Origin of the sequence: Pseudomonas sp. BRG-100 (assembly GCF_000737955.1) — a bacterium.
GTDB classification, from domain to species: Bacteria; Pseudomonadota; Gammaproteobacteria; order Pseudomonadales; family Pseudomonadaceae; genus Aquipseudomonas; species Aquipseudomonas synxantha_A.
The window spans coordinates 5,138,756-5,165,150 of sequence record NZ_JPRX01000001.1 but is presented as its reverse complement, the minus strand read 5'-3'; the positions used below and the strand labels follow the sequence as shown (position 1 = coordinate 5,165,150).

The window sequence follows — 26,395 nt, the reverse complement described above, 5'->3', positions numbered from 1 at the left end:
ATGCCTCATTGGCTGATTATTGACCTTGAAGCCACAACGGATGACGGCGGTTGGCCCGTGACGGAGATGGAAGTCATCGAGATCGGCGCCAGCCTGGTCAACCGCCAGGGCCGCGAACTGGATCACTTTCAGCGCTTTGTGCGGCCACTGCGACGGCCGTTGCTGACGCCCTTTTGCCGCAAGCTGACCCATATCACCCAAGCCAATATCGACGCAGCCACACCGATCACCGAGGTGTGGCCGCTGTTCGAGCGCTGGCTGGGCCAGCACCAGGCACGCCTGGAAGGCTGGGCCAGCTGGGGTGATTACGATCGCGTGCAACTTGAACTCGAATGGCAGCGCCATGGCCTGTCCAGCGCCCTGGGGCAAACGCCCCATGTGAACCTCAAGCAACGCTTTGCCAAGGCCCGGCGCCTGGACAAACCACTGGGGCTCAATGGTGCGCTGCAATTGGCGGGGATGCAGTTCAATGGCCAACAGCATCGCGCCCTGGAAGACGCGCGTAACACCGCACGCCTGTTACCGTTGATTTTGCCGGTCTAGGCAGCTCCCGTGGGCTTGGGCATACTGGCCGACCTTTCCAGACCCTTTTTCCGAGGATTCACCCATGTTCAAAGTCAACGAGTACTTCGACGGCACCGTCAAGTCGATCGCTTTCGGCACTGCAGAAGGTCCGGCGACCATCGGCGTGATGGCTCCGGGTGAATACGAATTCGGTACCGCCCAGCGTGAAATCATGCATGTGGTCTGCGGCGCACTGATTGTCAAACTGCCCGACGCCGAGTGGGAAACCTTCGCCGCCGGCAGCCAGTTCAACGTACCGGCCAACAGCAAGTTCCAGTTGAAGGTCGCCGTAGACACCGCTTACCTGTGTGAATACCGCGGCTAAGTATCACAGGTAAACAAAAATGCCCGTCTCCAGCGAGACGGGCATTTTTTATTCCAGGACCGTCACCGGCATCCCGACTTCCAAGTGGCCGATGCCATCGTTGACCAGGTTCTGGCCGAACATCGCGCCCTTCTCGGTCTTGCGATAGGTCTCCAGCGTCGCGAAGGGTTCGCGGTCGGGGCTGCGCTCGCCGGTGCGGGGATCAATGGTGGTGAGGATGCAACGCGAGCACGGCTTGACCACCCGGAACTCCACATCGCCGATGCGCAAGCGCTTCCAGCCATCCTCGGCAAAGGCTTGGGCGCCTTCGATCACCAGGTTGGGACGAAAACGCAGCATCTCCATCGGGCGGCCGATCTTCTCACACAAGTCATCCAGGGAGCCTTGGCCGATCAGTAACAGCGGGTAGCCGTCGGCAAAGCCGACCTTGTCGTCATCCTTGCCGTAGCCGGCTTCGGTGGTGCGCGCACGTTCCAGGGGAAGCTGCACCAGGCGCGTAGGCTTGCCGATAAACTCGCTGACCCAGGCGGCCGCCTCATCGCCAGCATCGGGTACGCGCAGGGTGTCGCGCCAGATGGTCACGCCGCGCAGTTCACTGGCACCCTCCGGCAACGCCACCTCCAACGATGAGTAGCCCGGCGAACTCAAGGTCAGGCCGCCCGCGTCGTTCCACAGCGCCGACAGTTGGCTCATCTTCGCCACCGCCCGCTGCGTCAGGAACCGCCCACTGGCTTCGTCCACCAGCATCCAACGTCGATCCCCTTGCAGGCCGAGTTTATCCAGGCCGATGTGCTGCAAGGCTTCGGCCTTGCCGGATTTGAGGGGGTAACGGTACAACGCGCTGAGACGAAGCATGGGCCTGCCTTCCTGGGAAACAAAGTGTCATCCTAAAGTCAGGCGGGCACTTCGTCCAACATCAGTCGCTCGCGCACCACATCCACCAGCTTGTCCGGCTGGAATTTGGAGAGGAAATTGTCGCAGCCGACCTTTTTCACCATTGACTCATTGAAGCTGCCCGACAGCGAGGTGTGCAGCACCACATAGAGGCCGCGCAGGCGCGGGTCGTTGCGGATTTCGGTGGTGAGGCGGTAGCCGTCCATCTCGGGCATTTCGGCGTCGGTGAAGATCATCAGCAGCTTGTCGGTCATCACCTGGCCGCTGTCGGCCCAGGCTTTGAGCATGTTCAACGCCTTGAGACCGTCGCTGGCGATGTGCATCTTCACCCCCAACTGTCCCAGGGTATCGCGCAACTGCGACAGGGCCACGTTGGAGTCGTCCACCAGCAGCACTTCGCGACCACGGGCACGTTCGAGCACCGGGTCTTCGAGTTTTTCCCGCGAGACCTTGGCGTTATAGGGCACGATCTCGGCGAGGACTTTTTCCACGTCGATGATTTCCACCAACTGGTCATCGACCTTGCTGATGGCAGTAAGGTAGTGCTGGCGACCGGCGCTGGTCGGCGGCGGCAGGATGGCTTCCCAGTTCATGTTGACGATGCGGTCAACGCCGCCCACCAGAAACGCCTGCACCGAACGGTTGTATTCGGTGACGATGATGGTGCTGTTGGGCCCCGGCACCAAAGGGCGCATACCGATGGCCTGGGACAAGTCGATCACCGGCAAGGTCTGGCCCCGCAGGTTGACCACCCCGCACACGAATGGGTGGCGCTGGGGCATCAGGGTCAGCTTGGGTAACTGCAGCACTTCCTGCACTTTGAACACGTTGATCGCGAACAACTGCCGACCGAAGAGGCGGAACATGAGAATTTCCAGGCGATTCTCACCCACCAATTGCGTGCGTTGATCTACCGTGTCGAGAATGCCGGCCATTAAAAGCTCCTGGTGTACACGCCGCAGGCGCGTTGAGAGGGTGTGCAGTCGTATAGGTACATTATCGGCGGCAAGCGCCGGACCTTGACCCCAATAAAATGCCATGTAAATCCATTGATGTCACACTGACATCATGCTTTACTGCTTCGGCCCTTAATACTGTTTCAAGGCGCCGTGCGCGACAGTCGAACCGACGTGCAGTTCCACCATATAGGGGGTTCCCCTATACGCAATCAGGCCCAACCTGATATTCGCGATATCTAATAGCCATTAATGTGACGCCATTCTCATTGCATGAATGGAGTCAGGCTTTTGTTTGCCATCCCCAGCCCTTGGCCCACGGGCCTTTCAGGCACTCACGTATCGGCAACTGAAGTCGTGTCATCCCGCACCCCAGGGGCTACATACGACTTTCGTGAGCATTTCAATAAACGTCCTACTGAAACATCGGAAGCGACCTACAAGTCCAAGTCGTATTTCAGCGCTAGTTTTAAGCCATTCACCCGGTGCGACATCTCATCACCCGACCTTACGTTGCGGAGACTTGCATGATGAATAGCGCAAACGAATGGCAAACAGCACTTCTCGCGTTTCTGGGCGAGGCTCAACTGCTTCTGGGCAAATCCGAAGAGTGTTTGAGCCATCTGCATTTGATCCGCAACGACAGCGACGCCATCGACTGCATGAAAGCCAGCTTGGCCAAACTGGCTGAAAAAGCCGATGGCCTGGCGCTGCAGGCAATCAGCGAGTTCTCGGGGCATCTGCAAAATCTGATCGCCAATGCCCAAAGCCCTCTGCAGTTGCATGACGAGGCGCTGGACGCGCTGCATGACTGCCTGACCCTGCTGGCCTGGCAACTGGAACTGATCGACACCCGCACCGGTGAACTGAGCCTGGATGACAGCGAGCAAACTTCATTGATCGCAACGGTTGCCTTGCAGATCCCGCAAAAGGATTTGAGCCGTACACCGCCGCAGCATCTGCATCATGGGTCGTGAGCGTCGTGCAGGTCGTATTTAACTGCCGAGTTATCTAAAAACGACCGGCTTGGACGCAATGGGAAAATATCAATTAGCCATCAATGTAATAATTATACAAACCAACTTCGTTAATACAACTTTCCGCTTTCAACTCTGGGATTAACGGCCAGAGTATTTGTGTGGGCCATAAACCAATCAGGCGACCAACGGTAAGCGGGGTGGTACTATGCCCCGCTCGAAGTGATTTAACTTCAACATGCTTAAAGACGATTTGGCAGCGCACTCCAAACAGAGCCCGGTCAACCGGCCTCACCGCAGTGAACCCTCATTGGCTCCATCCGCTATGTACGCGAGTTTCAAGTCACTTATCGCCAGGTCCGTGTCCCGCAGCCATGTGCGCCGACTCACCCTTGCGCTGTGCCTGTGCTCATTGCTGGGCAGCCTGTGGGCCTATCTGCAGGACGCGCCGCTGCCGTTGCCGATCCTGCTGCTCAACTTCGCCACGCTGGTGGTGGTGGGGCTGCAACAGTGGAATTCGCGCAAAGCCATCAAGTTCGAGCCCCAGGAGCTGGCCGACCGCTTGCTGCAAGTGCAGGAGAACGAACGCCACCGGCTCAGCCGCGAACTGCATGACGATATCGGCCAACTGCTGACCGCCGCCAAACTGCAAAGCGAATGGTTGCAGCGCCGCCTGCCCCCGGACCTGAACACCCATTGCACGGTGCTGTGCAATACGCTCAATGAAACCCTGGCCAAGGTGCGCGACGTCTGCGCCATCCTCAACCCCCGCCAACTGACCAGCCTGGGCCTGGAAGCCAGCCTGCGCGCGCACCTGCTCAAGACCCTGGAAAACACCCAGGTGTGCTGGAGCCTGGAGTGTCAGCAACGGCTCACCGGCATCCCCGAAGAAGTGGCCGTGGCGGCCTTTCGCATCACCCAGGAAGCGGTGACCAACATGCTTCGCCATGCAAAGGCGCGCAACCTGCTGGTGCGCCTGCAACGCCTGCCTGAAGGCCTGTCGCTGATGATCTGCGATGACGGCCAGGGGTTCTCGCCTGCCCCCGACCCGGGCCGGGAAGGCCAACGGGGCATGGCCGGTATGTGCGAACGGACACACCAGCTGGGGGGCACCTTTTCCATCAGCAGCCAGCCTGGCAACGGCACCCGTATCAACGCACTTTTCCCCTGGGCGCCCCGCGCTCTCGAACGGGCCAGCGCCCCTAAGGTTCTCGAGTGACCTGCAATTTACTCCTGGTGGATGACCACGCACTGATTCGCGCCGGTGTGCGTGCGCTGATTCTGGATATTCCCGGCTACAGCGTCATCGGCGAAGCCAGCGATGGCGCACAACTGCTGGCGCAATACAGCGCCTTGCAGCCGGATATCGTGCTGCTCGATCTGTCGATGCGGCACACCGGTGGGCTGGATGCCTTGCAGCAACTCAAGCGCTTTTACCCCAACTGCAAGGTGCTGATTCTGTCGATGCACACTGAACCAGACCTGATCATGCGCGCGCTGGAGTCCGGAGCCCACGGCTACCTGCTCAAGGACACCACCGCCAACGAGCTGGAACATGCCCTGCTGGCCCTGCGTAACAACGAACGCTACCTGAGCCCCGCCATCGCCCACACGGTGATCAACCAGGCGCTGATCCGCAGCCAGAGCCCCAGCACCCCCGTTGCCCACAGCCATAATCTGACGGCGCGGCAACTGGAGATTTTGCGTTTGATCGTACGTGGCAAGTCCACCCGGGAAATTGCCCATGGCCTGGGCTTGAGCATCAAGACAGTGGAGGCACATCGCTCGCAGATCATGAAGCGCTTGCAGATTTTCGACGTGGCGGGCCTGGTGTTATTCGCCGTGCGTGAGCAAATCATCAGCCTGGACGACTAACGGCGAACCCAGCGGCAGATGCACGCGAAGCGCCTTGGGCAACGCTTCGAAATGCAGGTCGTCGCCTTCCAGCGGCTCGCCATCGAGGTTGATGTACAAGCCTTGGGCGACCTTGATATTGACCCATGGCAGACGTGCGCGAACGAACATGGTGTCCAGCCCCCAGCCATTGTTCATCAATTCACGCAGGGTGCCGACCACTTCCTGGGGGGCTGGCAGGATGCTGACGTCGAGCAATCCATCATCGGCCAATGCGCCGGGGCACAGGACATGCCCGCCACCGGCCTGGCGACCGTTGCCGATACCCAGCGCGAGCAGCTCGCCTTTCCAATGGAAATCCGGGCCTTCCAGCTCCCCGTAGGCGGCCTTCAATTCACTGAAGCGCGACAAACCGGTGAACAGGTAGGCGGCGCCGCCTAGGACTTTCTTCAGGTCTTCGGAGGTGTTGGCCGTGACCTGGCTACCGAAACCGCCGGTGGCCATGTTCAGGAAGATCTGCCCGCCCACCTGGCCGAGGTCGATGGCCTTGGGCTCGACGTCAAGCAACGCCAGGGCGCCGGCCGGTTCCAACGGCACGCCCGCGGCCTTGGCAAAGTCATTGGCGGTGCCCAGGGGCATCAACACCAGGCTGGCGTCGGCCTTGGCCAGCGCCATGGCCTCGGCCACATCGCGCAGCGTACCGTCGCCGCCGCCGGCGATGATATGGGTGTAGCCGTCAGCCAGGGCTTCATCGACCAGCCGCTGGGCATCACCACCCTCCCACGTCACCCGCACCGCCAACTCCCAACCCTGCTCACGTCGGGCCAGCACGGCGGCACGCACGTCCTCGTTCAGGGCTTGTTTGCCGTGAAGGATCAACAGGGCTTTGGGGGTAGTCATTTGAGGGTATCTCCTGGGTCAAGGTGCTTGAAGGATGTTGACCCTTGGAGAACGGGAAAAGTCTGTGGATGGAGAAAATTGATTGATGTACGCAGATCAAACTGTGGGAGCTGGCTTGCCTGCGATGGCGGCGGCTCAATCGACAGAGATGTCCAATCTGCCGCCCAAAGGTAACCACGATGCGAAGCGAGACGCCCTTGATCTTGATCTGCTTTTGATCTTAGGCGCCCCGTTAAACCACGCTGGCTGGAATTTGGCTGGGCCGGCATTCCGGGCTCTTTTCCAAAAGTGACCCGCTGTAAAAGCGGAACCCTAAGTGGCCGTTACCGCAGGAATGGATATGTACTCGGTATAACTGTGTCAGCTGTAAGGCCGTCATCGCAGGCAAGCCAGCTCCCACATTTGGACTGAGGGGTGTCAGGTAGATAAATGTCGGCTATCAGGCCGCCATCGCAGGCAAGCCAGCTCCCACAGTTTGGTCGCAGGGTGTCAGGCAGAGAAGCGTCGGTTGCCAGGCCGCTATCGAGGGCAAGCCCCTCCCACATGAACCCAGCAAGCGCAGCCGAATCAGCTCTTGTGCAATTTGCTCATCAACTGCGCCTCGGCCTGGGTCAAGCCGCACGACTGGGTCAGTTCGTCCACCGTCGCCCCCATCCCCACCAGCTTGGCCGCCTGGGCAAAGGACAGGTTCGAAGGGTCGCGCTGTTCCAATTGCACCAACTTATCCGGCAAAGGCCCGAGAATCGCGCGCAGTTCATGCACTTCATCGCCGACCCGCACCGCACTCTGCTGGTAATGATCCACGCGCTTGACCAGCTCCAGAATGCGCCGATCACGCACGGCATCGCGTTCGGCCTGTTGCAAGGCCAACTCCCGTTGCTGACGCATATAGCGCAGTACAAACGCCAAGGTCCCGGCCCACAACAGGGCCAGGACAATCACCGCTGCCTCAAGGAACAATCAGATGCTCTCCAGTTCCGACCACTCTTCTTCGCTCATCATCTTGTCCAGCTCAACCAGGATCAGCAGTTCGTTGTTCTTGTTGCACACGCCCTGGATGAACTTGGCCGATTCTTCGTTACCGACATTCGGTGCGGTTTCCACTTCCGATTGGCGCAGGTAAACCACTTCGGCCACGCTGTCGACCATGATCCCGACCACTTGCTTGTCGGCTTCGATGATCACAATACGGGTGTTGTCGCTGACTTCAACCGTGTCCAGGCCAAAACGCTGGCGGGTGTCGATGACTGTCACCACATTGCCACGCAGATTGATGATGCCCAGCACATAGCTCGGTGCACCCGGTACCGGAGCGATCTCGGTGTAGCGCAGCACTTCCTGCACGCGCATCACGTTGATGCCGTAGGTCTCGTTGTCGAGTTTGAAGGTAACCCATTGCAGGATCGGATCATCCAAACCTTGTGCGGACGCTGACTTGTTCATTCGTGTAACCCCTTCAAATGCCGCTATCGACGGCGTGTATGCTATTGCGCCGCGCAACCGCACGGCCCTTATTGTTCAATCAACTACGTTTGTTCTGTGGCATCGCCTTGACCGCACCGCTGGCAATCAACTCGGCCAGTTCAGCGACATCCAGCAATGCGCACATGTGTTCAATCACGGTGCCCGCCAGCCAGGGGCGCTGCCCACGGTGGCTGCGCCATTTGATTTCATTGGGGTCCAGGCGCAACGAGCGGCTGACTTGATGCACCGCCAGCCCCCATTCGTAGCCCTGCACCGAAATCACGTATTGCAGGCCCTGGCGGAAATCGTCGCGGTAGCGGTCGGGCATCACCCAGCGCGCGGTGTCCAGCACCTTGAGGTTGCCGGCCTGGCTGGGCAGGATGCCGAGAAACCACTCCGGCTGACCAAACAGCGGTGTCAGCTCCTGGCCTTCCAAAGAATAGATCGAGCCCAGGCACACCAGCGGCACTGCCAGGGTCAAGCCGGCGACGTCGAACAGCAGGCACTCGAACGGCTCGGCCGCCCACGCCGGGCGGCCGTCACCGGTTACCGGCGGTGGCGTGATACTGGGCGGCAGGTGCACGTCCACCACCGGTTCGACCACCATCGGCGCCACCACCGCAGGGGTGATCGGCACCACGACTGGAGCCTCCACCACCTGCGCATCGCGCGCCTGCTCTTCCATGACGGCCTGCTGGAAATCGTCCAGCGTAGTGTCAGGCTCGACAGCAGGCTCAAGTACCAGAATCGGCTCCGGCAGCGCTTCGTCAGTCGCATCCTGCAGCAGCGCGTCCAGGTAGGATTCCAGCGCCAGCTGCGGCCGGGTCTTGTATTCAACAGGACGGTTCATCACGCCACCTGCGCCACAAGCTGCTGCGACAGCAGATGCTTGAGCAACGCACGGTAGGCCAGCACACCACGGCTCTTGCCATCGAACTGCGACGGCGTGAGCCCCGCACGACTGGCATCACGCAGGCGCGTATCCACGGGGATGTAGCCGTTCCAGATGGTGTCCGGATAGGCATCGCGCAATACACGCAAAGTGCTGAGGGATGCCTGGGTACGGCGGTCGAACAAGGTCGGCACGATGCTGAACGGCAGCGCCTGTTTGCGCGAACGGTTGATCATCGCCAGGGTGCTGACCATGCGTTCCAGGCCCTTGACCGCCAGGTGCTCGGTTTGTACCGGGATCACCAATTGTTGGCTGGCCGCCAGGGCGTTGACCATCAGCACGCCCAGCAACGGCGGGCTGTCGATGATCGCGTAGTCGAAATCCTGCCACAGCTGCGCCAGGGTCTTGGCGATCACCAGGCCCAGGCCGCTCTGCCCCGGCGACTGGCGCTCAAGGGTGGCCAGCGCGGTGCTCGACGGCAACAGCGAAATGCTCTCGTTGCTGGTGGGCAGCAGCAATTGCCCGGGCAAATCCGCCGGCACGCTGCCCTTGTGCAGGAACAGGTCATAGCAGCTGTGTTCCAGCGCATCCGGGTCGTAACCGAAATAGCTGGTCATGGAACCGTGGGGGTCGAGGTCGACCACGACCACACGCTTGCCCGCTTCGGCCAGCAAGCCGGCTAAGGCGATGGAGGTGGTGGTCTTGCCGACTCCACCCTTTTGATTGGCAACTGCCCAGACTCTCATTCGGTTGGTTCCTCCCGGTGGGCACAGGCGCGACCGAGACATGGCATAAGGTTATTGAGCCGGTGACGGAGAATTGACGGCGCTTGCCCGAACCGGCGACTTTACAGGGGCCGGTGCAGTTTGTGTGCCAGCGCGCTTCAACGCCGCATCCGGTGTTGCATTGGCCGTGCCGGTGCCGGTCAGGCTGCGACGTACATCCAGGTTGCGCGACACCACCAGCACCACCCGGCGGTTGCGTGCCCGCCCTTCCACCGTGGCGTTATTGGCCACCGGCTGGAATTCACCATAGCCCACCGACGCCAGCCGCTGGGGGTTCACACCCTGCATGGCCAACATGCGCACGATGCTCGATGCACGGGCCGATGACAGTTCCCAGTTGGTCGGGTACTGCGCGGTGCTGATGGGAAAATTGTCGGTGAAGCCTTCCACATGGATCGGGTTTTCAAACGGTTTGAGGATTGCCGCCACCTTGTCGATGATGGTGAACGCCTGGTCACTGGGCAACGCATCGGCACTGGCAAACAACAGGCTGGAGTTGAGTTCGATCTCCACCCACAACTCGTTGCCGCGTACGGTCATCTGATTGGAACTGATCAGGTCACCAAAGGCGGCACTGATGTCATCGGCGATGCTTTTGAGCGGGTCACTGGTGCCGCCGACACCGGCAGCGATCTCATCGCTGTCGTTAACCAGCGGCTTGGCCGGGGTGACGGTCTTGGGCCGCTCGTCACCGATGGGAATCGGCTTGAGCGCACGCTCGGTATCGTTGAACACGCCCACCAGCGCCTGGGAAATGATCTTGTACTTGCCTTCGTTGACCGACGAAATCGAATACATCACCACGAAAAACGCAAACAACAAGGTGATGAAGTCCGCGTAGGACACCAGCCAGCGCTCGTGGTTGACATGTTCTTCAGGCTCGCGACGGCGACGGCTCACAGGCGGTTCCTCCCCATCAATCCATGAAGCCCTGGAGCTTCAATTCGATGGAGCGCGGGTTCTCGCCCTCGGCAATCGAGAGGATGCCTTCGAGCAGCATTTCGCGATAACGCGACTGGCGCATGGCAATTGACTTGAGCTTGCTGGCCACCGGCAACAGCACCAGGTTGGCACTGGCCACGCCGTAGATGGTCGCCACAAACGCCACGGCAATACCGCTGCCCAGTTGCGAAGGATCAGCCAGGTTACCCATCACGTGGATCAGGCCCATCACCGCGCCGATGATGCCGATGGTCGGCGCGTAGCCGCCCATGCTTTCAAAGACTTTGGCCGCATTGATGTCACGGCTTTCCTGGGTGTAGAAATCCACCTCCAGGATGCTGCGGATCGCTTCCGGCTCAGCGCCGTCCACCAGCAATTGCAGGCCCTTGCGTGCGTAGCTGTCGGGCTCGGCATCGGCCACGCCTTCCAGGCCCAGCAAACCTTCCTTGCGGGCAGTGAGGCTCCAGTTGACCACGCGGTCGATGCCGCCGGGCAGGTCGACTCGTGGCGGGAAAATGATCCACACCAGGATCTGCATGGCCCGCTTGAACGAGCTCAGCGGCGACTGCAACAGCGCCGCGCCCACGGTGCCACCAATCACGATCAGCGCTGCCGGGCCATTGGCCAGGGCGCCGAGGTGGCCGCCTTCGAGGTAGTTGCCGCCGATGATGGCGACAAACGCCATGGTGATCCCGATCAGGCTCAAGACATCCATCAGAGGCAGGCCTCCACCAGATGCTTGCCGATGTCGTCCAGGCTGTAGACCGCGTCAGCCAGGTCAGCCTTGACGATGGCCATGGGCATGCCATAGATCACACAGCTGGCTTCGTCCTGGGCCCAGATGGCGCTGCCACCTTGCTTGAGCAGGCGTGCGCCTTCACGGCCATCGGCGCCCATGCCGGTGAGCACCACCGCCAGAACTTTGTCACCGTAGGACTTGGCCGCCGAACCGAAGGTGATATCCACACACGGCTTGTAGTTCAAGCGCTCGTCGCCCGGCAGGATTTTGATCGCACCACGGCCGTCCACCATCATCTGCTTGCCACCCGGCGCCAGCAGCGCCAGGCCAGGACGCAGGATGTCGCCATCCTCGGCTTCCTTGACGGTGATCCGGCACAGCTTGTCCAGGCGCTCGGCGAACGCCTTGGTGAACGCCGCGGGCATGTGCTGCACCAGCACAATCGGCGCCGGGAAGTTGGCCGGCAGCTGGGTCAACACCCGCTGCAAGGCCACCGGGCCGCCGGTGGAGGTACCAATGGCAACCAGCTTGTAAGCCTTGCGCTTGGGCGCTGGCGAATGGGCACTCGGTGCAGCGGCGGCACGTACCGGCGCCACCGCAGGCCGAGCCACCGGCGCAGGGGCCGGGCGTGCAAACGATGAGGTCGGTGCAGCCGCTACGGGCGCAGGCGCAGGTGCACTGAACAGGCTACGACGATTACTGCGGGAAATGCTGTGCACCTTCTCGCACAGCATCTGCTTGACCTTGTCGGGGTTGCGCGAGATGTCTTCGAAATTCTTCGGCAGAAAGTCCACCGCGCCGGCATCCAGCGCGTCGAGGGTCACCCGTGCGCCTTCGTGAGTCAGCGACGAGAACATCAATACCGGGGTGGGGCAGCGCTGCATGATGTGACGCACGGCGGTAATGCCGTCCATCATTGGCATCTCGTAGTCCATGGTGATCACGTCCGGCTTCAACGCGATGGCCTGATCGATCGCCTCTTTACCGTTGGTGGCCGTGCCGACCACCTGGATCGTTGGATCGGCGGAAAGAATTTCCGAGACGCGGCGGCGGAAGAAACCCGAATCGTCCACCACCAGGACCTTGACTGCCATAAACACTCCGTTAGGTGGGGCGGGCATGACCGCCCTGCCCCACCAGAATCAAATACGCCGTGCGGCGTAACGCTTGAGCATGCTTGGAACATCGAGAATCAACGCGATCCGACCGTCACCGGTAATGGTCGCGCCCGACATGCCCGGGGTGCCCTGCAGCATCTTGCCCAAAGGCTTGATCACCACTTCTTCCTGGCCCACCAGTTGATCGACCACAAAGCCGATGCGCTGGGTGCCCACGGACAGAATCACCACATGGCCTTCACGCTGCTCTTCATGCTTGGCCGACGCCACCAGCCAACGCTTGAGGTAGAACAATGGCAATGCCTTGTCGCGCACGATCACCACTTCCTGGCCGTCCACCACGTTGGTGCGCGACAGGTCGAGGTGGAAAATTTCGTTGACGTTGACCAGCGGGAAAGCGAACGCCTGGTTGCCCAGCATCACCATCAGGGTCGGCATGATCGCCAGGGTCAACGGCACCTTGATGACGATCTTGGAGCCCTGGCCCTTGGTCGAGTAGATGTTGATCGAGCCGTTGAGCTGGCTGATCTTGGTTTTCACCACGTCCATGCCGACGCCACGGCCGGACACGTCGGAAATCTCGGTCTTGGTCGAGAAGCCCGGGGCGAAGATCAGGTTGTAGCACTCGGTGTCGGTCAGGCGGTCGGCGGCGTCCTTGTCCATCACGCCGCGCTTGACCGCGATATTGCGCAAGATGGTCGGGTCCATGCCTTTGCCGTCATCGGTGATCGACAGCAGGATGTGGTCGCCCTCTTGCTCTGCAGCCAGGATCACCTTGCCGTTACGCGACTTGCCGGCGGCTTCGCGTTCTTCCGGGGTTTCTACCCCGTGGTCGACAGCGTTGCGCACCAAGTGGACCAGCGGGTCGGCGAGGGCCTCGACCAGGTTTTTATCCAGGTCGGTTTCTTCGCCCACCAGTTCCAGGTTGATTTCTTTCTTGAGCTGGCGCGCCAGATCGCGGACCAGGCGCGGGAAGCGGCCAAAGACTTTCTTGATCGGCTGCATCCGCGTTTTCATCACGGCGGTTTGCAAGTCGGCGGTGACCACATCGAGGTTCGACACGGCCTTTTGCATGGCTTCGTCGCCGCTGTTCAGGCCCAGGCGCACCAGGCGGTTACGCACCAGCACCAGTTCGCCGACCATGTTCATGATGTCGTCCAGGCGTGCGGTATCGACGCGCACGGTGGTTTCGGCTTCACTGGCGGGCTTTTCCGCCGCGGCCGGTGCCGCTGCACGGGCAGGTGCCGGCGCGGGTGCCGGTGCCGGTTTGGCGACTGGCGCAGGCGCTTTGGCGGCCGCCGGTGCGGCAGTGGCGACCGCTGCGGCGGCAGCCGGCGCGACTTCGGTGAACTTGCCTTTACCGTGCAGCTCGTCCAGCAGGGCTTCGAACTCGTGATCGGAGATCAGCCCGTCGTCGGCAGGCCCGGCCTTGGTGGTCGGGGCGGCAGCCGTGGCCGCGACTTCCGGCAGGGCTTCGGCCACAAAGGTGCCTTTGCCATGCAGTTGGTCGAGCAGTGCTTCGAACTCATCGTCGGTAATGTCGGTGCTGGCATTGGCATCCGGCACTTGCGGCGGCGCCACAGGGGCCACGGCATCGGCCGCGAACTGGCCTTTGCCATGCAACTGGTCGAGCAGGGATTCGAATTCTGCGTCGGTAATGTCTTCGCTGGTCGGCGTGGCGACAGGCGCCGCCGGGCCTTCGGCTTCGGCCTTGACCGCATTGAGCGAGTCGAGCAACTGTTCGAACTCGCTGTCGGTCACGTCCGGCTCGGCTTCTACCACCGGCTCAGGCGCCGCTTGCGCAACCGGCGCAGCGGCAGCCGGTTCAGCCAGGCGCGCCAGGGCGGCCAGCAGTTCCGGGGTAGCCGCCGTGATCGGCGCACGTTCACGCACCTGGCTGAACATGCCGTTGACCGCATCCAGTGCTTCGAGAATCACGTCCATCAATTCCGAATCAACGTGACGCTCACCCTTGCGCAGGATGTCGAACACGTTCTCGGCGATGTGGCAGCACTCCACCAGTTCATGGAGCTGGAGGAAGCCGGCGCCCCCTTTTACAGTGTGAAAACCGCGAAAAATTGCATTGAGCAGGTTCGCATCATCCGGTCGGCTTTCCAGCTCGACCAGTTGCTCGGACAGTTGCTCTAGAATTTCGCCGGCCTCTACAAGGAAATCCTGAAGGATTTCTTCATCGGCGCCGAAGCTCATGGGTGTGCTCCTTAGAAGCCTAAACTGGATAACAGGTCATCTACGTCATCCTGACCTGACATAACGTCTTCACGTTTATCGGCATGAATCTGCGGACCTTCACCCTTGGCGAGATGTTTTTGTGGATCTTTTTCCGAGAGGATCGCTTCGCGGTCGTGTTCGATGCCGGCAAAACGGTCGACCTGGCCGGCCATCAGCACCAATTTGAGCAAGTTGCTTTCCACTTCGGTGACCAACTGGGTCACGCGCTTGATCACCTGGCCGGTGAGGTCCTGGTAATCCTGGGCCAGCAGGATGTCGTTGAGGTTGCTGGCCACTGTGCGGTTCTCTTGCTCGCTGCGCGACAGGAAACCGTCGACCCGACGCGCCAACTCACGAAATTCCTCAGCGCCCACTTCACGGCGCATGAAGCGGCCCCAGTCAAGGCTCAGGGCCTGGGCTTCGCTGGCCATGCCGTTGACCAGAGGCGTGGCGTTTTCCACCAGGTCCATGGTGCGGTTGGCCGCGGCCTCGGTCAGCCTGACCACATACGACAGGCGTTCAGTGGCGTCGGTGATCTGTGAAATTTCTTCGGCCTGGGGCATGCGCGGGTCAATCTGGAAATTGACGATTGCACTGTGCAGCTCGCGTGTGAGCTTGCCCACTTCCTGGTACAGGCCGCGGTCACGGGTCTGGTTAAGCTCATGGATCAACTGCACCGCATCGGCGAACTGGCCTTTTTCCAGGCTGTCGACCAACTGGTGAGCATGTTTTTTCAGGGTCGACTCAAAGTCGCCCTGTGACGTTTCGTTATGCTCCATAGCTCCCCCGCGATGGCATTAGCCGTGGATGCGTTCGAAGATTTTCTCGATCTTCTCTTTCAAGGCCTGTGCCGTGAATGGCTTGACCACGTAACCGTTGACCCCGGCTTGGGCGGCTTCGATGATCTGTTCACGCTTGGCTTCGGCGGTCACCATCAGCACAGGCAGACTGCGCAGTTTTTCATCGGCACGCACATGGCGCAGCAGGTCGATACCGGTCATACCCGGCATGTTCCAGTCGGTTACCAGAAAGTCGATGCTCCCGCTGTTGAGGATCGGAATCGCCGTAATGCCGTCATCCGCCTCGACCGTGTTGGTGAACCCAAGGTCACGCAACAGATTTTTAATGATCCGCCGCATCGTTGAGAAGTCATCAACGATGAGGATTTTCATGTTCTTGTTCAATTCGACCTCCAAGCAGTCTTAAACGCGCCCAGCACCTGGACGCGCCATTTCAATCAACAGGCGTTACACAAAAAGGACTGCCCAGGGCACCACGGTACTCACCCGCAAAACCCTGCGGTTTCGCGGTAGCGTCTGCAGTGTCCCCACACTGCCTGTCAGCGCGCGCGCCACTCTCCCAATCGCCCCCGCAAGCGGGCTGCGCACTGGCTATGCAATTGGCTGACACGCGACTCGCTGACCCCCAGGACCTCACCGATTTCCTTGAGGTTCAGCTCTTCGTCGTAGTACAGCGCCAGCACCAGGCGCTCACGCTCCGGCAAGTTGGCAATCGCGTCCGCCAACGCTTTCTGGAAACGTTCATCTTCCAGATCGCGCGACGGTTCAAGATGTGCACTCGCGCCGTCCTCGTGCAGCCCTTCGTGTTCGCCGTCCTGTAAAAGGTCGTCGAAACTGAACAGGCGGCTGCCCAAGGTATCGTTCAAAATCCCGTAGTAATCGTCGAGACTCAATTGGAGTTCGGCCGCAACTTCATGATCTTTAGCGTCACGACCGGTTTTTGCTTCAATTGCACGAATTGCATCACTGACCATGCGGGTATTGCGGTGTACCGAACGCGGCGCCCAATCGCCTTTACGCACCTCGTCGAGCATTGCGCCACGAATACGGATACCCGCATACGTCTCGAAACTCGCACCCTTGCTCGCGTCGTATTTGGTCGACACTTCAAGCAGGCCGATCATGCCAGCCTGGATCAAGTCCTCGACCTGCACGCTCGCCGGCAGGCGCGCCAACAGGTGATAGGCAATGCGCTTGACCAGAGGCGCATAGCGCTCGATCAATTCGCCCTGGCTGTCACGTGCCGACTTTTTGTAAAGGTTGTAGCCGCTGGATGTCATAGCACCGGTCCCGCACTCGTCTGATGCACCAAACGCTCGACGAAAAACTCCAGATGCCCACGCGGATTGGCGGGCAACGGCCAGGTATCGACCTTCTGGGCAATGGCCTTGAACGCCAGTGCGCATTTCGAACGAGGGAACGCTTCGTAGACCGCACGCTGCTTTTGCACGGCCTTGCGCACACACTCGTCATAGGGAACTGCGCCGACGTATTGTAAAGCCACATCGAGGAAGCGATCCGTGACCTTGGTCAACTTGGCGAACAGGTTGCGCCCTTCCTGCGGGCTCTGGGCCATGTTGGCCAGCACGCGAAAGCGGTTCATGCCGTAGTCACGGTTAAGCAGTTTGATCAGCGCATAGGCGTCGGTGATGGAAGTAGGTTCGTCGCACACCACCAGCAGCACCTCCTGCGCGGCGCGCACAAAGCTGACCACCGATTCGCCGATCCCGGCGGCGGTGTCGATCACCAGCACGTCGAGGTTGTCGCCGATATCACTGAAGGCCTGGATCAGCCCGGCATGTTGCGCGGGGCTCAGGTGCACCATGCTCTGGGTGCCCGAGGCAGCCGGCACGATACGAATGCCACCGGGCCCCTGGAGCAGCACATCGCGCAGCTCACAGCGGCCCTCGATCACATCGGCAAGGGTATGTTTGGGTGTCAGCCCCAGCAGAACGTCCACGTTCGCCAAGCCCAAATCAGCATCCAGCAGCATGACGCGACGGCCAAGCTCTGCCAGGGCCAGGGACAAATTCACTGACACGTTAGTTTTGCCGACGCCACCTTTGCCGCCGGTCACCGCGATCACCTGTACGGGATGCATGCTGCCCATTTTATTTCTTTACCTTGTCTTGCTTAGACGCAGGCTACATGGCTTGGCCGCTTGAAACGCTTGCAGACCATCGATGTAGGTACATTTCACGGTGTTCATCCTGCCTCAACCGACCCGTTTTGCCGGGTGGTGGTAAAGGTCGGCGAACATATCGGCCATCGCTTCCTCGCTAGGCTCTTCTTGCATTTGCACACTGACGGCACGGCTGACCAACTGATGACGGCGCGGCAGATGCAGATCATCAGGGATCCGCGGCCCGTCGGTCAGGTAGGCGACCGGTAATTCATGACTGATGGCCAGGCTCAACACTTCGCCCAAGCTCGCGGTTTCGTCGAGCTTGGTGAGGATGCAGCCGGCCAGACCGCAGCGTTTGTAACTATGGTACGCGGCGGTAAGAACCTGTTTCTGGCTGGTGGTTGCAAGCACCAGGTAATTTTTCGACTTGATGCCACGCCCGGCCAGGCTTTCGAGCTGCATACGCAGGGCCGGGTCGCTGGCTTGCAGGCCGGCGGTATCGATCAGCACCACGCGCTTGCGCAGCAGCGGGTCGAGGGCATTGGCCAGGGACTGGCCCGGATCGACGTGCGTCACCGGCACATTGAGGATGCGGCCCAGGGTCTTGAGCTGCTCCTGGGCGCCGATGCGGTAGCTGTCCATGCTCACCAGGGCGATATTCTGTGCGCCGTACTTGAGTACGTAGCGTGCGGCCAGCTTGGCCAGGGTAGTGGTCTTGCCCATGCCGGCGGGGCCGACCATGGCAATCACACCGCCCTCTTCCAGGGGTTCGATTTCCGGGGTGGCGATCATGCGCGCCAAGTGCGCCAGCAACATGCGCCAGGCCTGACGCGGCTCTTCGACTTCGGCGGTCAAGGCCAGCAGGTCGCGGGACAAAGGGCCGGACAAGCCGATGCGTTGCAGGCGGCGCCACAGGTTGGCTTGCTGGGGCTTGCTGCCTTGCAGTTGCGTCCAGGCCAACGAGCCCAGCTGCACTTCCAGCAGTTCACGCAGGCCATTGAGTTCAAAGCGCATCGAATCGAACACACGCTGGTCGACAGCAGCAGCCGGGGCGGGCGCGGCTGGACGCGGCGGTTCGACAAATGTCGGCTCTACCAGCGGCTCGGCGGCGGTCAACGGCAGGCCGGCGAACAATTGGCGATTGGTGCTGGCATCGCTGTCGCCACGCATACTCAGTTCAGCCTGGGCCGACACAATGCGCGAGGCGGTCTTGCGCAGCTCGTCTTCGAGTTCCATGTTCGGCACGCGCGGGGCCAGCGCCTGGGGGGTGTAATCCAGGGCAGCCGTCAGCTCGACACCGCCGGCAATCCGACGGTTACCGATAATCGCGGCATCGGCGCCCAGCTCATCACGGACCAGTTTCATGGCCTGACGCATATCGGCGGCGAAAAAACGCTTAACTTGCATAACCCACTACCTCAGCCATTGGGCCCAACTGTCGCGACGATAGTCACTTGCTTATTGTCAGGAATTTCCTGGTAAGCCAACACGTGCAAATTCGGTACAGCCAGGCGTCCAAACCGCGACAACATCGCCCGAACCGGGCCGGCCACCAGCAGGATCACCGGGTTGCCTTGCATTTCCTGGCGCTGTGCGGCGTCGATCAACGAACGCTGCAGCTTTTCAGCCATGCTCGGCTCCAGCAAAACGCCCTCTTCCTGGCCTTGCCCTGCCTTCTGAATACTATTGAGCAATATTTGTTCCAACCTGGGTTCCAGGGTGATCACAGGCAGCTCGGACTCAATGCCTACAATGCTTTGCACGATTGCACGGGACAATCCGACGCGCACCGCCGCCACCAGAGCGGCAGTATCTTGACTCTTGGCGGCATTGTTGGCGATGGCCTCGGCAATGCTGCGAATGTCACGTACCGGCACCTGCTCGGCCAACAGCGCTTGCAGCACCTTGAGCAACTGCGACAGTGTCAGGACACCCGGCACCAGCTCTTCGGCCAGTTTCGGTGAGGATTTGGCCAGCAAGCCCATCAATTGCTGGACTTCCTCATGACCGATCAGCTCGTGGGAGTGCTTGTAGAGAATCTGGTTGAGGTGCGTGGCAACCACGGTGCTGGCATCCACCACGGTGTAACCCAGCGATTGCGCCTGGCTGCGCTGGCTGACTTCGATCCACACCGCTTCCAGGCCAAAAGCCGGATCTTTGGCGGTAATGCCGTTGAGCGTGCCGAACACCTGCCCGGGGTTGATCGCCAGCTCGCGATCCGGGTAGATCTCGGCTTCGGCCAGGATCACGCCCATCAGGGTCAGGCGGTAGGCACTGGGGGCCAGGTCGAGGTTGTCGCGGATATGCACGGTGGGCATCAAAAAGCCCAGGTCCTGGGACAGCTTCTTGCGCACGCCCTTGATCCGCGCCAGCAATTGCCCGCCCTGGTTGCGGTCCACCAGCGGGATCAGGCGGTAGCCGACCTCCAGGCCGATCATGTCGATCGGGGTCACATCGTCCCAGCCCAGCTCCTTGGTTTCCTGGGCGCGGGCCGGGGATGGCAGCAGATCCTGCTGGCGGGCAATCTCTTGCTGGGCCTGGACCTTGACCGCGTTCTGCTTTTTCCAGAACAGGTAAGCTGCGCCGCCGGCCAGGGCCGCCATGCTCAGGAACGAGAAGTGGGGCATACCCGGCACGATGCCCATGATCGCCATGATGCCCGCCGCCACGGCCAGGGCCTTGGGCGAGGCGAACATCTGGCGGCTGATCTGCTTGCCCATGTCTTCGGAGCCCGAAGCGCGGGTAACCATGATGGCCGCAGCTGTCGATAACAACAGTGATGGCAATTGCGCCACTAAACCGTCACCGATGGTCAGCAAGGCGTACACCTTGCCCGCATCACCGAAGGTCATGCCGTGCTGGAAGATACCGACGGCCATGCCGCCGATCAGGTTGATAAACAGAATCAGCAGGCCGGCGATGGCGTCACCGCGCACAAATTTGCTGGCACCGTCCATGGAGCCGTAGAACTCGGCTTCCTGGGCGACTTCCGCCCGGCGCGACTTGGCCTGGTTCTGGTCGATCAGGCCGGCGTTGAGGTCGGCGTCGATGGCCATCTGCTTACCGGGCATAGCGTCGAGGGTAAACCGCGCGCTCACCTCGGAAATCCGCCCGGCGCCCTTGGTTACCACCACGAAGTTGATGATCATCAGGATCGCGAACACGACGATACCGACCACGTAGTTGCCGCCGATCACCACCTCGCCGAACGCCTGGATCACCTTGCCGGCAGCGGCATGGCCGTCCTGGCCGTGAAGCATCACCACCCGCGTGGACGCCACGTTCAGCGCCAGGCGCAGCAGGGTCGCCACCAGCAGAATGGTCGGGAATACCGCGAAATCCAGCGGCCGCAGCGCGTACACGCAGACCAGCAGCACGACGACAGACAGGGCAATGTTGAAGGTGAAGAACACATCGAGCAGGAACGGCGGCATCGGCAACATCATCATTGCCAGCATCACCAGCAACAACAACGGCACACCCAGATTGCCCCGCGACAGGTCAGTCAGGGTGCCACGGGCCGTGTTGAGCATTTGAGAGCGATCTACCACCGGTATTCCTCGTGTCCTTGAAGCAAAGTTTTGACGCTGGGAGGCGACTTGGAGGCGGGGTTGCAAGAAGCCTTCCAACTTTGCTTTTGGGCCCGGAGAACCTCACAAACACCCCGGGCCACCGGGTGTAAATCAATCCAAATGTGGGAGGGGCTTGCTCCCGATTGCTGAGTGTCAGGCACTGATGTTTGGCTGATTCACCGCTATCGGGAGCAAGCCCCCTCCCACATTTGATCTGTGTACAGCCGGGGCTATCGAGGAAATTTCTGACAAGGATTTGGGGTTGCCCCTAGGAAACCGGCTCTCTAGTCTCCGTACACCACTGGCGTTGCGCAGTTGATCGAACTGGCGCAATTACTGGCTGATCGCCTGCACCTTGGCGCCACAGTGGCGGGCAAAGCAAGCAGCGGATAATACGGACAAGGGTGGGAGCTGGCTTGCCTGCGATTGCGGTGTGTCAGCCACTGGGATATTGGCTGTGAGTCAGCCATCGCAGGCAAGCCAGCTCCCACCTGTGATTCAGTTTCTAAACTGGCCGTATATTCTCAGCCTGTGGGCCTTTTGGACCTTGCGTGATGTCAAACTCTACTTTTTGATTCTCCTCCAGGCTTTTGTACCCAGCCGTCGCAATTGCCGAGTAATGGGCAAACACATCGGGCCCTCCATCATCTTGGGTAATAAAACCAAACCCCTTCTCCGCGTTAAACCACTTCACCGTGCCAGTTGCCATTGCCATTCTCCCTACACTTCACTTGAGACCCGGTTCACCTGGGTTGCACAGTTTGACGGGCAACGCATAAATACCCTCGGGTCGATGGACCATTTGGAACTCCATGCGCTTGCCAAACCACAGCGCAGTGCAACGCCAGTCTCTGCCATTGATAAACACATCCTCTCCCCCGCCATCTGGCTTGATCAACCAATCGCCTCTGAGCCAGACGTAATACCTGACCGTACCCGTAACCACCTTCACAACCGCTCTCCCTGCATCTCGTTTACTACATACGCGCAGTGCATGGAGGGTAATAAAACAGCGGGCAACGCCCTTTGGCTACTGTCAAAGTTGACAGGTAGACGCGGGCTTCCAGTGAGTGTAGGCATGGCAATGTTGCGGATCATGCATCCCCTGACTTTTTGCGTTTGCGGGGTTTGCGCTGCTCGGCAGGCGCTTGCGGGGGTTCGGCGCATTTGACATTCGTCGATTGGACGGCAACCGCATTGCCATCGCGATCCCGAGCAATAAAACCAATGCCCTTGACCGCATCGAACCACCTGACCGTGCCCCTATCCATCACCGCCTCCCGAGCCGCGCATGGCTGCGCGCCTCATAGCTGTATCAAACAGTGAAGGCGGCGTAATGGCTACTGTCAAAGTTGACAGGTCAGAGAAGAATCAGGTGTCGCGACGCAAATCCGGTGGTATCGGCAAATCCTTGAGCGGATCAGGCCGCTTGCCCTTGCCGGCGCGGTATTGGCGGATTTGGTAAACGTAGGCCAGTACCTGTGCAACGGCCAGGTACAACCCGGCAGGGATTTCCTGGTCGAGGTCGGTGGAATAGAAAATCGAGCGCGCCAGCGCCGGCGATTCCAGCAGCAGAATGTCGTTGGCCACGGCGATTTCGCGGATTTTCAGGGCGGTGAAGTCGCTGCCCTTGGCCAACAGCATCGGTGCGCCACCCTTCTCCGGGTCGTACTTGAGGGCCACGGCGTAGTGGGTCGGGTTGGTGATGATCACGTCGGCGTCGGGTACCGAAGCCATCATCTTGCGCTGGGACATTTCGCGCTGCAGCTGGCGAATGCGTTGCTTGACCTCGGGCCGGCCTTCCTGGTCCTTGTGTTCGTCACGCACTTCCTGCTTGGTCATCAGCAGTTTCTTGTGGCTTTCCCACAGCTGGATCGGCGCATCCACGGCGGCGATCAGGATCAGCCCGAGGGCCATCCACAGCGCGCTCCAGCCCACCACCTGCACGCTGTGGATGATCGCCGACTCCAGCGGCTCATGGGCGATACGCAACAAGTCGTCGATGTCGGAGGACAACACCGCCAACGCCACGAACAGAATCAGGAAAAACTTGGCCAGGGCCTTGAGCAATTCAATCAGGGCCTTGGCGGAGAACATGCGCTTGAGCCCAGCGCCCGGGTTCATGCGGCTGAACTTGGGCGCCATGCTGCCCGCGGCAAACAACCAGCCGCCGAGGGCAACGGGGCCGATCAGCGCGGCGAGCAGCAAGGTGATCAAGATCGGTTGCACCGCCAATAGGGCGATTTTGCCTGAGTGCAGCAGGTACTGGCCCATGGCGTCGGGGTTGAGCAACACTTCGCGCGGCAAGCTGAAGTTGTGTTTCATCATCTCCAGCAAGTCCAGCGCCAGGCCCCCGCCGTAGATCAGCAAGGCACCGGCACCGGCGATCATGGTGGCAAAGGTGTTGAGCTCTTTGGAGCGTGCAATCTCGCCCTTTTCCCTGGAGTCCTTTTTACGTTTCTCCGTGGGGTCTTCTGTTTTGTCCTGACCACTCTCGCTTTCGGCCATGGCTCAGCGCGCCCGTGCCAGATCACGTAAGAACTGCAGGGCATCGGTGGCCAGCGGTTGATACTGATTGAGAATGTCGGCCAGGCCGACCCAGAAAATCCCCATGCCCAACACCAGGGTCAGCGGGAAACCAATCGAGAAGATGTTCAGTTGCGGCGCCGCACGGGTCATCACGCCAAACGCGATATTGACCACCAGCAGCGCCGTGATCGCCGGCAACACCAGCAACAGCGCCGCGCCGAGTACCCAACCGAGGCGCCCCACCAGTTCCCAGAAGTGGTTGACCACCAAGCCTGCGCCCACCGGCAAGGTGGTGAAACTCTCGGTCAGCACCTCGAACGCCACCAGGTGTCCGTTCATGGCCAGGAACAGCAAGGTCACCAGCATGGTCAGAAATTGCCCGATCACTGCCGCCGACACGCCGTTGGTGGGGTCGACCATGGAGGCGAAACCCATGCCCATCTGGATCGAGATGATTTGCCCGGCCACCACGAAAGCCTGGAAAAACAGGGTCAGGGAAAACCCGAGCATGGCGCCGATCAGGATCTGTTCGGCGATCAACAGCAAGGCGCTGAGGTCCAGCGCGTTGACCGGCGGCATCGGTGGCAGGCCCGGCACAATCACCACGGTGATCGCCACGGCAAAGTACAAACGCACGCGACGCGGAACCAGGGTGGTGCCGAACACCGGCATGGCCATCAACATCGCCGTGACGCGGAACAACGGCAGGATAAACGAGGCCACCCAGGTGCTGATCTGGGTGTCGGTCAACGCCAGCAAGGACTGCATCGGCTCAGCCGATCAACTGCGGAATACTGCCGTACAACTGCAGGATGTATTCCATGAAGGTTTGCACCAGCCACGGGCCGGCGACGATCAGGGTCACCAGCATCACCAACAGGCGCGGCAGAAAGCTCAGGGTTTGTTCGTTGATCTGGGTGGCCGCCTGGAACATCGCCACCAGCAGGCCGACCAACAGGCTCGGCACCACCAGCACGGCGACCATCAGGGTGGTCAGCCACAGCGCTTCGCGGAACAGGTCGACGGCGACTTCTGGGGTCATGGCCCTATACCCCTCCGAAACTGCCGGCCAGGGTGCCAATAATCAGCGCCCAGCCGTCCACCAGCACAAACAGCATGATCTTGAACGGTAACGAGATGATCAACGGCGACAGCATCATCATACCCATGGCCATCAGCACGCTCGCCACCACCAGGTCGATGATCAAAAACGGGATAAAGATCATGAAGCCGATCTGAAACGCGGTCTTCAATTCGGAGGTGACGAACGCCGGCACCAGAATGGTCAAGGGTGCCTGGTCCGGAGTGGCGATGTCAGTACGCTTGGACAGGCGCATGAACAGCTCAAGGTCGCTGGAGCGGGTTTGCGACAACATGAAGTCCTTGATCGGGCCCTGGGCTTTGTCGATGGCGTCCTGGGCGTTGAGTTTTTCCGCGAGGTAAGGTTGCAGGGCTTGCTGGTTCACCTTGTCGAACACCGGCGCCATGATGAACAGCGTCAGGAACAAGGCCATGCCGGTGAGGATCTGGTTCGACGGCGTCTGTTGCAGGCCCAGGGCCTGGCGCAGGATCGAGAACACGATGATGATCCGCGTAAAGCTGGTCATCAACATCACGAACGCCGGGATAAAACTCAGCGCGGTCATGATCAGCAGGATCTGCAAACTGACCGAATATTCCTGCGCGCCGGCCGCGTTGGTGCCCAGGGTGATCGCCGGGATCGACAACGGGTCGGCGCCCAGGGCCAGCGGCGCGGCCAGCAACAGCATGAGCGTCAGCAAAACGCGCATTACTTCTTATCCTTCTGATCCTTGCCCAGCAACTCCATCAGGCGCTGGGCGAATTCTGGCGTGGCGGTCTCGGTCTTGGCCGCGTCCACCGGAGTCTTGAGTACATGCAGCGGGGTGATGCGTCCGGGGGTGATGCCAAGCAGGATCTGCTCCTCGCCGACTTGCACCAGCACCAGCCGATCACGCGGGCCGAGGGCGCGCGAACCGACCAGCTCGATCACCTGGCCATTGCCCGGGCCGATGCGCTGTACGCGGCGCATCAGCCAGGCCAGCACAAAGATCAAGCCGATCACCAGCAACAGGCCCAGCACCAGCTGCGTCAATTGCCCGCCGACGCTGCCGACCACCGGTGCCGCAGCCGCTTGCGCGACCGGCTCCACCGCCCAGGCGCTCAATGGCAGCGCCAGCAACAGTCCCGCCATCGAGTACTTCATCTCAGCGCAACTTCTTGATGCGTTCGCTCGGGCTGATCACGTCCGTCAGGCGGATGCCGAACTTCTCATTGACCACCACCACTTCGCCGTGGGCGATCAGCGTGCCGTTGACCAGCACGTCCAGTGGCTCACCGGCCAGGCGGTCCAACTCGATCACCGAGCCTTGGTTGAGTTGCAGCAGGTTGCGGATATTGATTTCGGTGCTGCCCACTTCCATGGAAATCGACACGGGGATGTCAAGAATCACATCCAGGTTCGGACCGTCGAGGGTCACCGGCTCGTTGTTCTTCGGCACGCTGCCAAATTCTTCCATCGGCAGGCGCTTGCCGGCAGGCGCAGTGGCGGCGTCGGCGGCCAGCAGTGCGTCGATGTCGTCCTGGCCAACATCGCCGGTTTCTTCCAGGGCCGCGGCCCACTCGTCAGCCAGGGCCTGGTCTTCGGCGGAAGTGTTTTCGTGTTCGGTAGCCATTACATGTCCTCGGCGCAGCAAACAATCATGAATTAGG

The 26,395-nt window shown here is 60.6% G+C and carries 30 protein-coding genes; 5 read left to right on the top strand and 25 right to left on the bottom strand.

Annotation, left to right across the window (positions count from 1 at the left end; translation table 11 throughout):
* Together JH25_RS04475 and ppnP are read left to right on the top strand one after the other, a co-directional pair.
* Positions 1–543: an exonuclease domain-containing protein gene (locus tag JH25_RS04475; protein ID WP_005790007.1), complete on the top strand. Its 543-nt coding sequence runs from the start codon at positions 1–3 to the stop codon at positions 541–543.
* Positions 544–607: 64 nt separating this feature from the next.
* Positions 608–889, top strand: a complete 282-nt coding sequence (gene ppnP, locus JH25_RS04480; protein WP_032880083.1) for a pyrimidine/purine nucleoside phosphorylase — start codon at positions 608–610, stop codon at positions 887–889.
* A gap of 48 nt (positions 890–937) precedes the next feature.
* Here the strand turns inward: ppnP and JH25_RS04485 are convergent, their stop codons facing one another.
* Together JH25_RS04485 and JH25_RS04490 are read right to left on the bottom strand one after the other, a co-directional pair.
* Positions 938–1,744 (bottom strand): MOSC domain-containing protein, encoded by an 807-nt coding sequence (locus JH25_RS04485; RefSeq protein ID WP_005790011.1) that lies wholly within the window; start codon positions 1,742–1,744, stop codon positions 938–940.
* A gap of 38 nt (positions 1,745–1,782) precedes the next feature.
* Positions 1,783–2,718 (bottom strand): chemotaxis protein CheV, encoded by a 936-nt coding sequence (locus JH25_RS04490; protein WP_005790014.1) that lies wholly within the window; start codon positions 2,716–2,718, stop codon positions 1,783–1,785.
* Between the two features lie 548 nt (positions 2,719–3,266).
* On the opposite strand from JH25_RS04490, the gene JH25_RS04495 reads away from it, so the two are divergent.
* From JH25_RS04495 to JH25_RS04505, 3 genes are all read left to right on the top strand, one after another.
* Complete coding sequence (locus tag JH25_RS04495; protein ID WP_103733692.1) at positions 3,267–3,716, top strand: hypothetical protein; 450 nt, start codon at positions 3,267–3,269, stop codon at positions 3,714–3,716.
* Positions 3,717–4,041: 325 nt separating this feature from the next.
* Positions 4,042–4,935: a sensor histidine kinase gene (locus JH25_RS04500; RefSeq protein WP_032880081.1), complete on the top strand. Its 894-nt coding sequence runs from the start codon at positions 4,042–4,044 to the stop codon at positions 4,933–4,935.
* Positions 4,932–5,591 (top strand): response regulator, encoded by a 660-nt coding sequence (locus tag JH25_RS04505; RefSeq protein ID WP_032880079.1) that lies wholly within the window; start codon positions 4,932–4,934, stop codon positions 5,589–5,591. The genes JH25_RS04500 and JH25_RS04505 overlap by 4 nt, the downstream gene beginning before the upstream one ends.
* Here JH25_RS04505 and yegS read toward each other — a convergent pair.
* The 23 genes from yegS to fliN all read right to left on the bottom strand — a co-directional run bounded on the left by yegS (position 5,550) and on the right by fliN (position 26,358).
* Entirely contained in the window at positions 5,550–6,470 is a 921-nt protein-coding gene (yegS, locus tag JH25_RS04510; RefSeq protein ID WP_032880078.1) for a lipid kinase YegS, read from the bottom strand. The genes JH25_RS04505 and yegS overlap by 42 nt on opposite strands.
* 567 nt (positions 6,471–7,037) lie before the next feature.
* The gene (locus JH25_RS04520; RefSeq protein WP_005790023.1) at positions 7,038–7,430 is read right to left on the bottom strand and encodes a DUF2802 domain-containing protein; all 393 of its coding nucleotides are present in this window, start codon (positions 7,428–7,430) and stop codon (positions 7,038–7,040) included.
* A complete protein-coding gene (locus JH25_RS04525) occupies positions 7,431–7,913 on the bottom strand; it encodes a chemotaxis protein CheW (RefSeq protein ID WP_005790025.1) in 483 nt (160 codons plus the stop codon). It abuts the gene before it with no gap.
* Between the two features lie 79 nt (positions 7,914–7,992).
* Positions 7,993–8,784 carry a CheW domain-containing protein gene (locus JH25_RS04530; protein ID WP_032880075.1) on the bottom strand — a complete coding sequence of 264 codons (792 nt, stop codon included), beginning with the start codon at positions 8,782–8,784 and terminating at the stop codon, positions 7,993–7,995.
* Positions 8,784–9,572: a ParA family protein gene (locus tag JH25_RS04535; protein ID WP_005790028.1), complete on the bottom strand. Its 789-nt coding sequence runs from the start codon at positions 9,570–9,572 to the stop codon at positions 8,784–8,786. Before JH25_RS04535 ends, JH25_RS04530 begins: the two co-directional genes overlap by 1 nt.
* Positions 9,573–9,623: 51 nt before the next feature.
* Entirely contained in the window at positions 9,624–10,511 is an 888-nt protein-coding gene (gene motD / locus JH25_RS04540; protein ID WP_032880074.1) for a flagellar motor protein MotD, read from the bottom strand.
* Between the two features lie 16 nt (positions 10,512–10,527).
* A complete protein-coding gene (locus JH25_RS04545; protein WP_005790033.1) occupies positions 10,528–11,268 on the bottom strand; it encodes a flagellar motor protein in 741 nt (246 codons plus the stop codon).
* Positions 11,268–12,386, bottom strand: coding sequence for a protein-glutamate methylesterase/protein-glutamine glutaminase (locus JH25_RS04550; protein ID WP_032880073.1), 1,119 nt, complete (start codon positions 12,384–12,386; stop codon positions 11,268–11,270). Before JH25_RS04550 ends, JH25_RS04545 begins: the two co-directional genes overlap by 1 nt.
* A 48-nt stretch (positions 12,387–12,434) precedes the next feature.
* On the bottom strand, positions 12,435–14,618 hold the full coding sequence (locus tag JH25_RS04555; protein ID WP_032880072.1) for a chemotaxis protein CheA: 2,184 nt from the start codon (positions 14,616–14,618) through the stop codon (positions 12,435–12,437).
* Positions 14,619–14,629: 11 nt separating this feature from the next.
* The gene (locus tag JH25_RS04560; protein WP_032880071.1) at positions 14,630–15,418 is read right to left on the bottom strand and encodes a protein phosphatase CheZ; all 789 of its coding nucleotides are present in this window, start codon (positions 15,416–15,418) and stop codon (positions 14,630–14,632) included.
* An 18-nt stretch (positions 15,419–15,436) separates the two neighbouring features.
* Positions 15,437–15,811: a chemotaxis response regulator CheY gene (locus JH25_RS04565; RefSeq protein WP_164699535.1), complete on the bottom strand. Its 375-nt coding sequence runs from the start codon at positions 15,809–15,811 to the stop codon at positions 15,437–15,439.
* A gap of 167 nt (positions 15,812–15,978) precedes the next feature.
* Complete coding sequence (gene fliA / locus JH25_RS04570; protein ID WP_005790042.1) at positions 15,979–16,719, bottom strand: RNA polymerase sigma factor FliA; 741 nt, start codon at positions 16,717–16,719, stop codon at positions 15,979–15,981.
* Positions 16,716–17,549: a flagellar synthesis regulator FleN gene (gene fleN, locus JH25_RS04575; RefSeq protein ID WP_003192912.1), complete on the bottom strand. Its 834-nt coding sequence runs from the start codon at positions 17,547–17,549 to the stop codon at positions 16,716–16,718. Before fleN ends, fliA begins: the two co-directional genes overlap by 4 nt.
* Positions 17,550–17,654: 105 nt before the next feature.
* Positions 17,655–18,971: a flagellar biosynthesis protein FlhF gene (gene flhF, locus JH25_RS04580; RefSeq protein WP_005790047.1), complete on the bottom strand. Its 1,317-nt coding sequence runs from the start codon at positions 18,969–18,971 to the stop codon at positions 17,655–17,657.
* A gap of 11 nt (positions 18,972–18,982) precedes the next feature.
* Positions 18,983–21,097, bottom strand: coding sequence for a flagellar biosynthesis protein FlhA (flhA, locus tag JH25_RS04585; protein ID WP_032880069.1), 2,115 nt, complete (start codon positions 21,095–21,097; stop codon positions 18,983–18,985).
* A 544-nt stretch (positions 21,098–21,641) separates the two neighbouring features.
* Positions 21,642–21,845: a cold-shock protein gene (locus tag JH25_RS04590; RefSeq protein WP_032880068.1), complete on the bottom strand. Its 204-nt coding sequence runs from the start codon at positions 21,843–21,845 to the stop codon at positions 21,642–21,644.
* 18 nt (positions 21,846–21,863) lie between these two features.
* On the bottom strand, positions 21,864–22,088 hold the full coding sequence (locus JH25_RS04595; protein WP_032880067.1) for a hypothetical protein: 225 nt from the start codon (positions 22,086–22,088) through the stop codon (positions 21,864–21,866).
* A 419-nt stretch (positions 22,089–22,507) separates the two neighbouring features.
* Positions 22,508–23,644 (bottom strand): flagellar biosynthesis protein FlhB, encoded by a 1,137-nt coding sequence (gene flhB, locus JH25_RS04600; protein WP_005790061.1) that lies wholly within the window; start codon positions 23,642–23,644, stop codon positions 22,508–22,510.
* Positions 23,645–23,647: 3 nt separating this feature from the next.
* Entirely contained in the window at positions 23,648–24,433 is a 786-nt protein-coding gene (fliR, locus tag JH25_RS04605; RefSeq protein ID WP_005790062.1) for a flagellar biosynthetic protein FliR, read from the bottom strand.
* A 4-nt stretch (positions 24,434–24,437) separates the two neighbouring features.
* The gene (gene fliQ, locus JH25_RS04610; protein ID WP_003192936.1) at positions 24,438–24,707 is read right to left on the bottom strand and encodes a flagellar biosynthesis protein FliQ; all 270 of its coding nucleotides are present in this window, start codon (positions 24,705–24,707) and stop codon (positions 24,438–24,440) included.
* Between the two features lie 4 nt (positions 24,708–24,711).
* Positions 24,712–25,455 (bottom strand): flagellar type III secretion system pore protein FliP, encoded by a 744-nt coding sequence (gene fliP / locus JH25_RS04615; RefSeq protein ID WP_005790064.1) that lies wholly within the window; start codon positions 25,453–25,455, stop codon positions 24,712–24,714.
* On the bottom strand, positions 25,455–25,889 hold the full coding sequence (gene fliO / locus JH25_RS04620; RefSeq protein WP_005790065.1) for a flagellar biosynthetic protein FliO: 435 nt from the start codon (positions 25,887–25,889) through the stop codon (positions 25,455–25,457). The genes fliP and fliO overlap by 1 nt, the downstream gene beginning before the upstream one ends.
* Position 25,890: 1 nt before the next feature.
* On the bottom strand, positions 25,891–26,358 hold the full coding sequence (gene fliN / locus JH25_RS04625) for a flagellar motor switch protein FliN (RefSeq protein ID WP_005790067.1): 468 nt from the start codon (positions 26,356–26,358) through the stop codon (positions 25,891–25,893).
* Between the last annotated feature and the right edge of the window lie 37 nt (positions 26,359–26,395).